This is a genomic window from Streptomyces venezuelae, assembly GCF_008642335.1.
Lineage (GTDB): Bacteria > Actinomycetota > Actinomycetes > Streptomycetales > Streptomycetaceae > Streptomyces > Streptomyces venezuelae_F.
Window position 1 is genome coordinate 6,053,258 of sequence record NZ_CP029191.1, and the last position, 12,770, is coordinate 6,066,027.

The 12,770-nt window shown below is 70.4% G+C and carries 8 protein-coding genes; 6 read left to right on the forward strand and 2 right to left on the reverse strand.

Annotated features, from left to right (window positions below; translation table 11 throughout):
* Together DEJ49_RS27395 and hflX are read left to right on the forward strand one after the other, a co-directional pair.
* On the forward strand, positions 1-1,485 hold the full coding sequence (locus DEJ49_RS27395) for a M1 family metallopeptidase (protein WP_150186571.1): 1,485 nt from the start codon (positions 1-3) through the stop codon (positions 1,483-1,485).
* A 195-nt stretch (positions 1,486-1,680) separates the two neighbouring features.
* Positions 1,681-3,171, forward strand: a complete 1,491-nt coding sequence (gene hflX, locus DEJ49_RS27400) for a GTPase HflX (protein WP_150186572.1) — start codon at positions 1,681-1,683, stop codon at positions 3,169-3,171.
* Between the two features lie 105 nt (positions 3,172-3,276).
* Here the strand turns inward: hflX and DEJ49_RS27405 are convergent, their stop codons facing one another.
* Both DEJ49_RS27405 and DEJ49_RS27410 read right to left on the reverse strand, forming a co-directional pair.
* The gene (locus DEJ49_RS27405) at positions 3,277-4,488 is read right to left on the reverse strand and encodes a trypsin-like serine peptidase (RefSeq protein ID WP_150186573.1); all 1,212 of its coding nucleotides are present in this window, start codon (positions 4,486-4,488) and stop codon (positions 3,277-3,279) included.
* A 208-nt stretch (positions 4,489-4,696) separates the two neighbouring features.
* The gene (locus DEJ49_RS27410; protein ID WP_150186574.1) at positions 4,697-5,926 is read right to left on the reverse strand and encodes a trypsin-like serine peptidase; all 1,230 of its coding nucleotides are present in this window, start codon (positions 5,924-5,926) and stop codon (positions 4,697-4,699) included.
* Positions 5,927-6,413: 487 nt separating this feature from the next.
* On the opposite strand from DEJ49_RS27410, the gene DEJ49_RS27415 reads away from it, so the two are divergent.
* From DEJ49_RS27415 to DEJ49_RS27430, 4 genes are all read left to right on the forward strand, one after another.
* On the forward strand, positions 6,414-7,805 hold the full coding sequence (locus DEJ49_RS27415; RefSeq protein ID WP_411757202.1) for a diaminobutyrate--2-oxoglutarate transaminase family protein: 1,392 nt from the start codon (positions 6,414-6,416) through the stop codon (positions 7,803-7,805).
* 103 nt (positions 7,806-7,908) lie between these two features.
* On the forward strand, positions 7,909-9,960 hold the full coding sequence (locus DEJ49_RS27420) for an IucA/IucC family protein (protein WP_150186575.1): 2,052 nt from the start codon (positions 7,909-7,911) through the stop codon (positions 9,958-9,960).
* 35 nt (positions 9,961-9,995) lie between these two features.
* Positions 9,996-10,748: a GNAT family N-acetyltransferase gene (locus tag DEJ49_RS27425; protein ID WP_150186576.1), complete on the forward strand. Its 753-nt coding sequence runs from the start codon at positions 9,996-9,998 to the stop codon at positions 10,746-10,748.
* Positions 10,749-10,806: 58 nt separating this feature from the next.
* A complete protein-coding gene (locus DEJ49_RS27430) occupies positions 10,807-12,753 on the forward strand; it encodes an IucA/IucC family protein (protein ID WP_190329459.1) in 1,947 nt (648 codons plus the stop codon).
* The last annotated feature ends 17 nt before the right edge of the window (positions 12,754-12,770 follow it).

Below are 12,770 nucleotides of genomic sequence, written 5' to 3' on the forward strand. Positions count from 1 at the left end.
ATGCTGCTCACCCCTCGGACCACGGCCTCAGGGCCGAAGGCCCTCCGCCCCCCTCGTGTCGCCGCCGCACTGATCACGGCGACCGTGTCCGCCGCCCTCCTCGCGGCGAGCGCCCCCTCGCCCGCCACCCCGCTCGGCATCGGTGACCGCCTCTTCCCGCACCTGGGCAACCCCGGATACGACGTGCAGTCGTACGACATCGCCTTCACCTACCGCGGTGACAACCGCAAGCCGCTGGACGCCGTCACCACGATCGAGGCCACGGCGACCGAAGCCCTGGACCGTGTGAACCTGGACTTCGCGCACGGCACAGTGCGCTCCGTCGAGATGAACGGACGGCGTGCCCGCTTCGAAAGAAGCGGCGAGGACCTTGTCGTCACGCCGTCCGCGCCCCTCGGACGGGACGACCGGATGCGGATCACCGTCCGCCACACCAGCGACCCCGTGTACGCGAAGGGCACCCAGGGAGGCTGGGTGCGCACCGATGACGGTCTCGCCATGGCCAACCAGGCCGACGCCGCCCACCTGGTCTTTCCGTGCAACGACCACCCGGCGGACAAGGCGGCCTTCACGTTCCGCGTCACCACGCCCAAGGGGTACACCGCCGTCGCCAACGGCCTCCCCGTCGGCACGACCCGGCGCGGCGCCGCCACCACCTGGGCGTACCGGCACCACCACCCCATGGCGACCGAGCTGGCGCAGGTGTCCATCGGCCGCTCCACCGTGCTGCACCGCGAGGGCCCGCACGGCCTGCCCGTGCGTGACGTGGTGCCCACGGCGGACCGCAAGGTCCTGGAGCCCTGGCTGAAGAAGACACCCGCCCAGCTCGGCTGGATGGAGAAGAAGGTCGGCCGCTACCCCTTCGAGGTCTACGGCGTCCTGATCGCCCAGGCAAACACCGGTTACGAACTGGAGACGCAGACGCTCTCTCTCTTCGAGAGAGAGCTCTTCACCCGCCCCGAGTTCCCGGAGTGGTACGTCGACGCGATCATGGTGCACGAACTCGCGCACCAGTGGTTCGGCGACAGCGTCAGCCCGAAGTCGTGGTCGGACCTCTGGCTCAACGAGGGCCACGCCACCTGGTACGAAGCCCTCTACGCCGAGGAGAAGGCGCACAAGCCCATGGCCGACCGGATGCGGCAGGCCTACCGCCAGTCGGACGGCTGGCGCGCGGCAGGCGGGCCCCCGGCCAGGCCGAAGGCGCCCGCACCCGGCAAGAAGATCAGCATCTTCCGCCCCGTCGTCTACGACGGCAGCGCCCTGGTGCTCTACGCCCTGCGCCAGGAGATCGGCCGCCCCGCCTTCGAGCACCTGGAGCGGAACTGGGTCCGCCGCCACCAGGACGGCAACGCCGAGACCGCCGACTTCGTGCGGCTCGCCTCCCACGTCGCCGGGCGCGACCTCACCGGGTTCTTCGACAGCTGGCTGTACGGGAAGAAGACGCCGCCGATGCCGGGGCATCCGAAGTGGAAGTCCGGGAAATAACCCGGGTGACGAGACGGGCCGTGTCGTGCAACCATCGTCAGGTCGACGGCACGGGCCCGTCAGGGACATCCCCTCGGGGACATCTCAGGGCACGATCGGCAGGTTCCGGGAATCTCCGGACCGCATCGGGCGTTGTCGACTGTGACGGATCCCGCATCCGTCGCCTTCCCATCGACGGATCGACGTAAGGACCCAATGACCTCCTCTTCTTCCCCTTCCCAGGACGCACAGAGCTTCGCGCAGAACTACCCCGAAGGTCTTCGGGCCGATGCCCTGATGGAAGAGGACGTCGCCTGGAGCCACGAGATCGACGGAGAGCGGGACGGCGAACAGTTCGACCGCTCCGAGCGCGCGGCTCTGCGCCGCGTCGCGGGCCTCTCCACCGAGCTCGAGGACGTCACCGAAGTCGAGTACCGACAGCTCCGTCTGGAGCGCGTGGTGCTCGTCGGCGTATGGACCTCCGGCACGGTCCAGGATGCGGAGAACTCCCTCGCCGAGCTGGCCGCTCTCGCCGAGACGGCGGGCGCGCTCGTGCTCGACGGCGTCGTCCAGCGCCGCGACAAGCCCGACCCGGCGACGTACATCGGCTCCGGCAAGGCCTTGGAGCTGCGCGACATCGTGCTCGAGACCGGAGCCGACACCGTCGTCTGCGACGGTGAGCTGAGCCCCGGCCAGCTGATCCACCTCGAAGACGTCGTCAAGGTCAAGGTGGTCGACAGGACCGCCCTGATCCTCGACATCTTCGCCCAGCACGCCAAGTCCCGTGAGGGCAAGGCGCAGGTGGCCCTCGCGCAGATGCAGTACATGCTGCCGAGGCTCCGAGGCTGGGGTCAGTCGCTCTCCCGTCAGATGGGTGGCGGCGGCGGTGGCGGCATGGCCACCCGTGGTCCCGGTGAGACCAAGATCGAGACGGACCGGCGACGGATCCGCGAGAAGATGGCGAAGATGCGCCGGGAGATCGCGGAGATGAAGACGGGCCGCGACATCAAGCGCCAGGAACGCAGGCGCAACAAGGTGCCCTCGGTCGCCATCGCCGGATATACGAACGCGGGCAAGTCCTCGCTGCTCAACCGCCTCACGGGCGCGGGCGTGCTGGTGGAGAACGCACTGTTCGCCACCCTGGACCCCACCGTCCGCAGGGCCGAGACGCCGAGCGGCCGGATCTACACCCTGGCGGACACCGTCGGGTTCGTCAGGCACTTGCCGCACCACCTCGTCGAGGCCTTCCGCTCCACCATGGAGGAGGTCGGCGACTCCGACCTGATCCTGCACGTGGTGGACGGTTCGCACCCGGTGCCCGAGGAGCAGCTCGCCGCCGTGCGCGAGGTCATCCGTGACGTGGGCGCGACCGACGTGCCCGAGATCGTGGTGATCAACAAGGCGGACGCGGCGGACCCGCTGGTGCTCCAGCGCCTGCTGCGCAACGAGAAGCACGCGATCGCGGTCTCCGCGCGGACCGGCGCCGGCATCGAGGAGCTGCTCGGGCTCATCGACACCGAGCTGCCGCGGCCCGAGGTCGAGATCGAGGCCCTCGTTCCGTACACGCACGGACAGCTCGTCTCGCGGGCACACGCCGAGGGCGAGGTGCTCTCCGAGGAGCACACCGCCGACGGCACCCTGCTCAAGGCGCAGGTGCACGAGGAGCTCGCCGCGGAGCTCGCTCCGTATGTGCTCGCCGCGCACTGAACCTGGGCGCATCGTGCATGAGTGAAGGCCCGCCCCCTCTCGCAGGGGGCGGGCCTTCGCCGTTTCAGTGACGCCGCGCGACGGTGGGGCCGCGCGGCTGTGTGCCTACTGAGCGCCGTACTTCTTGCTCATCATGTCGTAGACCTGCTCGGCGCCGCGGCCCAGCTGCGGGCCCGCCAGCCAGGTGTTCTCGGCCGGGCCGATCGAGGTGTTCGACACGAGCTTCGTCTTGCCGCCCGACACCCGGAACCAGCCGCCACCGGACGAACCGCCGGTCATGGTGCAGCCGATGCGGTACATCGTCGGCAGCGACGGCGACAGCGAGAGACGCCCCGGCTTGTCGACGCACTTGTGCATGATCAGGCCGTTGTACGGGGGAGCGGCCGGGTAGCCCCAGGCGCCCATCGAGCTCACGCTCCGCGTGGCCGGGGTCGAGAAGTCGACGTCGAGCGCGTTGCCGACGGTCTCCTCGAGGGACTTGCTGCCCTGCTCCGGCTTGACGTGCATGACGGCGTAGTCGTACGTCGCACCCGCGCCGCCCGTCGGACCGCCGCCGCTGATCCACTCATTGGAGGTCGAGACCCAGTCCGCCCAGTACTGGCCGTAGGGGGCGATCTCCTGCGGTGCCGCGTTGCGCAGGTCGGTCTCGGACTTGCCCAGGTCGTTGTACGACGGCACGAAGGCGATGTTGCGGTACCAGCCGCCCTCGGCGCCCGCGTGCACGCAGTGGCCCGCGGTCCACACGAGGTTGGACTTGCCGGGGTTGCGCGGGTCCTTCACCACGGTGCCCGAGCAGACCATCGAACCCTTGGGGGAGTCGAAGAAGATCTTGCCGACCGGAGCGGCGTTCTCGTGGTACGGCGTCTTCTCCTGCTTGGCCTGGACCGGCCTCGGCTCCGGGTCGGTCGCGCCCTGATCGGCGGTCGCGTCCTTCGCGGCGATCGTCTTGTTCGGGTCCTTCGCCTTCTTCATCCGCTCGGGCTTCCAGTGCCCTTCGATGACCGGGTTGGCGAAGTCCTTGGCCTCTCGGACCCAGTCGTCCTTGTCCCAGTTCTTCCAGGCGCCGTTCTTCCAGTCGTCCAGGTCGATGCCCTTGTCCTTGAGCTTGTCGGCGAGGCCGTCGGGAAGCCGGACATCGGAACCGGAGTCGGAGCCGTCGGCCCCCTGGGACGTGGTGGAGTCCGGCTTGTCGCTCGCCGTGTCGTCGCTGGGACCACAGGCCGTGGCGGTGAGCGCCAGAGTGGCCGCGAGCCCGGTGGCGGCGAGCGCCACCCGCCGTCCGCGGCTGCGCGCGAACGGCGCACGAGTGGAACGCATGGTGCTGTTACCCCCGATGGAACGTGAATCTGCCATGTGCGTGTCATGTCTGTCGGTGCGGAACCCCGCGCCGGACGACGATGCAACACCCCACTATGCCTGTGGGGTTGGGGACGAACGGCGGCGGGGGCGTGAAGGTTTCCGACGCCCCGCCGCCGTACAGAGATCCCTCTGGGGAAGACCCTGAGGTCCTCCCCGCGGGGAGGACCTACTTGTCGGCGAACTTCTTGCTCACCGCGCTGTAGATGCCCTTGGCCTCCTTGCCGAGGCGCGGACCGGCCAGCCAGCCCGCCGTCACCGGACCGATGGAGGTGTTCGAGACGAGCGCGGGCTTGCCGTCCTGGCCCTTGGCGACCCAGCCGCCGCCGGACGAGCCGCCGGTCATGGTGCAGCCGACGCGGTACATCGTCGGGTCGGGCTTCGTCAGCGAGAGACGGCCCGGCTTGTCGGCGCACTGGAACATCTTCTGGCCGTCGAACGGCGGCGCCGCCGGGTATCCCGTCGCCGTCATCGTGTCGATCCGCGGAACGGCCGGTGCGTTGAAGTCCACCGGGAGGGCGGAACCGACCGTCTCCTCGAGCGACTTGCCCTCACTGCCCTTCTCCGGCTTCACATGGATGACCGCGAAGTCGTACGGCGCGCCCGCACCGCCGGTCGGACCGCCCTGCTCGATCCACTGGTCGGAGGTCTGCGCCCAGTCGCCCCACCAGACGCCGTACGGAGCGACCTCTTCCTTCGGAGCGTTCTGCAGCTCAGCGACCGACTTGCCGCTGTTGTTGTACGACGGCACGAAGACCATGTTGCGGTACCAGCCGCCCTTGGCGCCCGCGTGCACGCAGTGGCCCGCGGTCCACACCATGTTGGACTTGCCCGGGTGGGCCGGGTCCTTCACGACGGTCGCGGAGCAGACCATCGAACCCTCGGGGCCGTCGAAGAAGAGCTTGCCCGACTCGGCGACCTGGTCGTGGTACGGCGGCTTCACGGCGGCCGCCGCCACGGGCTTGGGGGTCGGGTCGGTGACGCCCTGGTCACCGGAGATGTCGTTGTCGTCGACGCCCCGGTCGGGGTTCTTGTCGGCGTCGCGCATCCGGTCCGGGTCCCAGAGGTCCTCGATGATCGGGTTGACGAAGTCGCCGGCCTCGCGGAGCCAGTCGTCCTTGTTCCAGTTCTTCCAGGCGCCGTTCTTCCATTCGTCCAGATCGATCCCGTTCTCCTTGAGCTTGTCCTTCCAGGCGTCCGGGATCTTGATCTTGTCGTCACCGTTGCTGTCGCCGGGCTGGGCCGAGGACGAGTCACCGCCGGCGTTGTCCTCGGTGGGACCGCAGGCCGTGGCGGTCAGTACGAGCGCCGCGCCGAGCGCCACAGCCGCCACAGGGGAGGTTCTGGAGCGCAGGCTCCTCCTACTGCGAACAGCGAAGAGCGGACGTATGGGTCGCATCGTGAGATTCCCCCTGGGCCTCGAAATTGTTCCAAAGTGCTGGACATCCGGGTGCGGAGCACCCGTTGCCACCGGTGCGGCACCCCTTCGCTCGATTTGCTCGGGTTTGCTCGGGGGAGCGGCGCCAGCCGTGGCTGATGAACGGCCCCCACACTATGCCGGTGCCGTTGGGGACGGCCGACGGAAGGGCAACGGTTCCGTCACGGCAAGGATCTTCCACTTGCCCGTGTTCCGCCGGGACTCTCGTCGTTGGTACGTACGGGGGAGTCGCCGCATGCGTTCATCCCCCTGCCCAACTCGCCTGCGCGTTCGCCCAGATGACGCTCTCCGGACCGTCGCCGGACGGCCGCGTTCGTCCACAGCGGGAGGACCAACAGTCGTGGCCGTGACCGAGCCTGCGCCCGCGGCGGCGTCCGCAGTGAATTCCGTAACGCAGCCCGTAACACAGTCCGTGACGCAGTCCGTGACGCACGGAGGGGCGAACCCCGTGGCGGCTCCCGCGGCGCAGACCACAGCTCACGAGGGCATCCTGCGACGCCAGGCCGCGCGCGAATCGGCCGCCCGTACCTACGCGCGAGCCCTGCCGATCGTCCCGGTCCGAGCCCGCGGCCTGACGATCGAGGGCGCCGACGGCCGCCGCTACCTCGACTGTCTCTCCGGCGCCGGGACGCTCGCGCTCGGCCACAACCACCCCGTGGTGCTCGAAGCGATCAGGAAGGTCCTCGACTCCGGGGCCCCGCTGCACGTCCTCGACCTGGCGACGCCGGTCAAGGACGCCTTCACCACGGAGCTGTTCCGTACGCTGCCGCCGGGTCTCGCGGACCGTGCGCGGATCCAGTTCTGCGGCCCGGCCGGGACGGACGCGGTGGAGGCGGCGCTGAAACTCGTGCGTGCGGCCACCGGTCGCGACGGGCTCCTCGCCTTCACCGGCGCCTATCACGGCATGACCGCGGGGGCGCTCGAAGCGTCCGGCGGCGCGTCGACCGTCCGGGTCGGGCGCCTGCCCTACCCCCAGGACTACCGCTGCCCCTTCGGCCTCGGCGGCGCTCGGGGCGCCGAACTGTCCGCCCGGTGGACGGAGAACCTCCTCGACGACACCAAGTCGGGCGTACCGGCCCCGGCCGGCATGATCCTCGAACCCGTGCAGGGCGAGGGCGGGGTCTACCCCGCACCCGACGCCTGGCTCCGACGGATGCGCGAGATCACCGCCGCCCGCGGCATCCCGCTCATCGCGGACGAGGTGCAGACGGGTGTCGGCCGTACCGGCGCCTTCTGGGCCGTCGAGCACAGCGGCATCGTCCCGGACGTGATGGTGCTCTCGAAGGCGATCGGCGGCAGCCTCCCCCTGGCCGTCGTGGTCTACCGCGACGACCTCGACGTGTGGCCCCCCGGCGCCCACGCGGGAACCTTCCGCGGCAATCAGCTCGCCATGGCCGCGGGTGCGGCGACCCTCGCGTACGTCCGTGAGAACGGCCTCGCCGAACGCGCCGCCACCCTCGGCGCCCGCATGCTCACCCAACTCCGCTCCCTGGCCACGCACCACCCCTGCATCGGCGAGGTCCGCGGCCGGGGGCTGATGATCGGCGTAGAGCTGGTGGACCCGAACGCCGGACCCGAACCGGCGACGGAGCGAGAACCAGAACCGGAACCGGCCCTGGACCCGCTGCCCACCGCACAGCCCCGCCCCCCGGCGCCCGAACTCGCCGCCGCCGTGCAGCGTGAGTGCCTGCGCCGAGGGCTCATCGTCGAACTCGGCGGCCGTCACTCCAGCGTCGTACGACTCCTGCCTCCCCTCACCCTCACCGACGAACAGGCGGCCGCGGTCCTCGACCGCCTCGCCGACGCGCTGGCCACCGCGGCGCGCGCCCACCTCAGATAACCGAGACGGGCCCGGGCGGCCGTCCTGCAGGACATGATCCGCTCAGCACGTCCCGAGCCGCGTCACCACACGGAGACCCGAACAACCCCACAAGGAAGCCCTCTTGAACGCCACCCCCGCATCCGAAGGCCGCCCCCAACCCGACGCCCCACGCGCGTGCGGCGCGCACACCTCACTGGTGGCGGAGTCCGGTACGGTTCCCCGGCAGAAGGGTGGCGGCCAGGAGGCCGAGCGCCTGCGCGGGGCATCCACCGACCTGTTGGAACACCCCGACCCGCACATCGCCGCACAGGCCGCGGCCGTCGAGAACCTCCTGCGCTGCTGGGTCAGGGAGAACAACCTCCCCGCCCCGGACCGCGGCATCCTGCGGGTCCCCCTGGAGGCCAGCGGAACGGCCCTGCTCGTCCCCGTGCACTACTGGTCGGCCACCGGATGGCACCGCTTCAGCCTCCCCTACCTGGAGGACGGCCCCGCCGGCGCCCCACCCGTGGACGCCGTCACCGTCGCCGCCCTCCTCGGCCGCGAGTCAGCCCGGGGTACGACGGACTCGCCGGCCCAGGACGACAGCGCGGAAGCGGCGGCAACCGCGGTCAACGCCGCCGACAAGACAGAGGCAGCCGGCGCGGATCAAGCAACCGGCGGGGAGCAAGCAGTCGACGCGGAGCAAGCGGATCGAGCAGCCGACCCGCCCGAGCCGGTCGACGGCGCCGACCTGGTGGGGCGCGTCGCCGACTCGGTTCGGCGCACGGCCACCTTCATCGCCGACCGTCGCGACCGGCCAGCCGACGAACCCGACCTCTTCCTCGCCGCCGAGCAGTCCCTCCTCCTCGGGCACCCCCTGCATCCGACCCCCAAGAGCCGCGAGGGCCTGTCCGACACCGAATCCCGCCTCTACTCCCCGGAGTTGCGCGGCGCTTTCGCGCTCCACTGGCTGGCCGTCGACCGCTCCGTGCTCGCCTCCGACTCGGCGTGGACCGAGCGCGGCCGCACCGTCCCCGCCGACCGGCTCGCCGCCCGCCTGGTCGGCTCCGAGCTGCCGCTCCCGGACGACCGCGTCGCCCTTCCCGTGCACCCGTGGCAGATCCGCGAGCTCCGGCACCGGCCCTCCACCGCCGCGCTCTTCGACGCCGGCCTGCTCCAGGATCTCGGCACGCACGGCGTCCCGTGGCGCCCCACCTCCTCCGTCCGGACCCTCTACCGACCGGGCGCGGCCGCCATGCTGAAGCTGTCGCTCGGCCTGCGCATCACCAACTCCCGTCGCGAGAACCTCCGCAAGGAACTCCACCGCGGCGTCGAGGTCCACCGGCTGTTGCGCAGCGGCCTCGCCGAGGAGTGGCAGTCGGTCCACCCCTGCTTCGACGTGGTCCGCGACCCGGCATGGCTCGCCGTCACCGCACCCGACGGCACGCCCGTCGCCGGGCTCGACGTCATGATCCGGCACAACCCCTTCCGGCCCGGAGACGACGCCACCTGCATCGCCGGACTCGTCTCACCCCGGCCCTCCGCACTGCCCTCCTGCCAGGACAGCCACGCGATGCACTCCCGACTCGGCGAAACCGTCACCCGCCTCGCCGGGCGAACCGGACGCTCCCGAGGCGCGGTCGCCACCGAGTGGTTCCTGCGCTACCTCGAAACCGTCGTACGCCCCGTGCTCTGGCTGGACAGCGAAGCGGGTGTCGCCCTGGAGGCGCACCAGCAGAACACCCTCCTCCTGCTCGACCCCGACGGCTGGCCCGTGGGCGGCCGGTACCGCGACAACCAGGGCTACTACTTCCGCGAGTCCCGGCGCGCCGACCTCGATCGACGACTTCCCGGCATCGGGCGGGACAGCGACACATTCGTGTCCGACCAGGTGACGGACGAGCGGTTCGCCTACTACCTCGGCATCAACAACGTCCTCGGCCTCATCGGGGCCCTCGGAGCCGAACGGCTCGCGGACGAACGGCTGCTGCTGGCCGCCTTCCGTCGTTTCCTCGCCGACGTGGCATCGGGCCCCGCCAAGCTGCGCACCTCGCTGCCCGCGACCTTGCTCGACTCACCCGTGCTGCGCTGCAAGGCCAACCTGCTGACCCGGTTGCACGGTCTCGACGAGCTCGTCGGCCCGGTCGACACCCAGTCCGTCTACGTCACCATCCCCAACCCCCTCCATTCCTGAGGACATGCCCCACCTCTGCTGACAGGAGCGACGTCGTGCCTCCCACCGACGCGAGCACCGATGCCGGGACGGATGCCGGTCCCGAGGCCGGACCCGATGCCGGAATCGAATCCGCCTCCAGCGGCGCCGACTGCACGGACACCCTCGACCTGCGGCTGCCCGATGAACTCGTCGCCCTGATGGCGGAAGGCGAGCGGCGGATCGGTGGGATGCGGGACGATCTCCTGGACGGCGTCGGTGACTGGGGCCCTGTCACCACCGGCGCCGGTGTCTTCCAACTCGTACCCGTACGTCTCGAACGCGACCTCCCGGTGATCAGCCGCTGGATGAACGACCCCGCGGTGGCCGCCTTCTGGGAACTGGCCGGACCCGAAGCCGTGACGGAGGCCCACCTCCGGACACAGCTGGACGGGGACGGGCGCAGCGTTCCCTGCCTGGGCGTGCTGGACGGCATGCCGATGAGCTACTGGGAGTTGTACCGGGCGGACCTGGACCCACTGGCCCGGCACTACGCCTCGCGACCGCACGACACCGGCATCCACCTCCTCATCGGCAGCGTCGCCAACCGCGGCCGGGGCCTCGGCACTTCGCTGCTCAGAGCCGTGGCCGACCTGGTGCTCGACCACCGCCCTTCCTGCGCACGTGTCGTAGCCGAACCCGACCTGCGCAACACCCCCTCCGTATCCGCCTTCCTGAGCGCCGGCTTCCGCTTCTTCGCCGAGGTGGACCTGCCCGACAAACGCGCGGCTCTCATGGTCCGTGACCGGGCCCTGCGCGCCGTGCTCTGACCCGGTCACTCCGAGAACTCCGCTCGCCCCGATCCGGTTCCCTCACTGAGGAGTCCCCGTGCCGAATCCGTCCGTCAGTCCGACGTCCCGCCCGTCAACCGAGCTCTACGATCCGCCCGAACTGACCCAGGACAGATGGCGAGAGGCTGGACGCCGGCTGCTGGCCAAGATGATCGGGGAGTTCGCGTACGAGGAGATCATCCGGCCCGTGCCCGCACCCGTCTCCGCGCCTGAAGGGGAGCGGGACGGGGACGGGAGCGAGAGCGGAGGCGGGGAGGCGGTCACCTACCGGCTCCGGCTCGAACCCGCAGGACCGGACGAGGCCGCGGACGAAGCGCAGGGGCGGGACGAGCCCGCCGACACCGCGGAGCAACAAGGCACCGTCGTCACGTTCCGGGCGCGCCGCGGATCGTACGGAAGCTGGTATGTGGACCCGGCCGGCCTGACCCTCACCGAGGGCAACGGGCCGGCCGTCGCATTGAGCGACCCCCTGCGCTTTCTCGTACTGGCCCGCCGGACGCTGGGCCTGGACGGTGCCACCCTCGGACATCTCATCCGCGAGCTCACCGTGACCCTCAGCGCCGACGCCCGGATAGATCACACGGCGCTCGACGCGGCTCAGCTCGCCGACCTCGGCTACGCGGAACTCGAAGGACATCAGACAGGCCATCCCTGGCTCGTCCTCAACAAGGGCCGCATCGGATTCTCCGCCGGCGACACCGACCGCTGGGCGCCCGAGGCGCGCCGTTCCACGACGCTCCCGTGGATCGCCGTCCACACCGACCTCGCCGTGTACCGGGGCGTCGCGGGACTGGACACCGCCGCGCAGCTCTACGCGCGTGAGCTGTCCGCCGACATCAGGGAAGTCTTCGCGGACTTACTGCGCGCACGCGGGCTGGACCCCCAGCACTATCTCTTTCTGCCGGTGCACCCCTGGCAGTGGGACGAGACCGTGCTCCCGCTCTTCGCGCCGTCCATCGCCGCGCATGCCATCGTCCCCCTCTGCTCCGACGGCGACCTGCGCCTTCCGCAGCAGTCCATCCGTACGTTCCTCAACACCACCCGACCCGACCGGCACACCGTGAAGCTGCCGCTGTCGGTCCTGAACACGCTCGTGTGGCGGGGCCTGCCCACCGGCCGCACGGTCGCCGCGCCCGCCGTCACGGCCTGGATGCACGCGCTGCGGGACGCCGACCCCTTCCTGCGCGACGAGTGCGGGGTGATTCTGCTCGGCGAGGTGGCGTCGGTGGCCGTCGAGCACCCTGTGTACGACGGATTGCCGGAAGTTCCTTACCAGTACCGAGAATTGCTCGGCGCCATCTGGCGAGAGCCCCTGCACCCGTACCTCGCTCCCGGTGAACGCGCCCGCACGCTGGCCTCCCTCACGCACACCGACTTCGACGGACGCGCGTTCGTCGCCGAGCTCGTGGAACGCTCGGGACTGGCCCCCGGGGTCTGGCTGCGACGGCTCTTCGCCGCACTGCTGCCGCCCCTGCTGCACTTCCTCTACCGCTACGGAACGGTGTTCTCTCCCCACGGGGAGAACGCCATCGTCGTCTTCGACGACCACGACGTGCCCGTCCGGCTCGCGGTGAAGGACTTCGTCGACGACGTCAACGTCAGCGCCGTGCCGCTGCCCGAGCACGAGGCGATGCCCGAGGACGTACGCGACGTACTCCTCACCGAGCCGCCCGGTTTCCTCACCCAGTTCATCCACTCGGGCCTCTTCGTGGGTGTCTTCCGTTACCTCGCGCCCCTCTGCGAGGAGCAACTGGGCGTTCCGGAGGCCGACTTCTGGTCCTACGTACGGGCCGAGATCCTGCGGCACCAGGCGCGCGCTCCCGAGCTGAAGGAACGGTACGAGATGTTCGACCTGCTCACCCCCCGTATCGAGCGGCTCTGCCTGAACCGGAACCGCCTCCACCTCGATGGATACCGCGACCGGCCCCAGCGTCCGCACGCCGCTGTGCACGGAACCGTGGCCAACCCCCTCCATCAACCGTGATCGGCGGATTGTCAGTG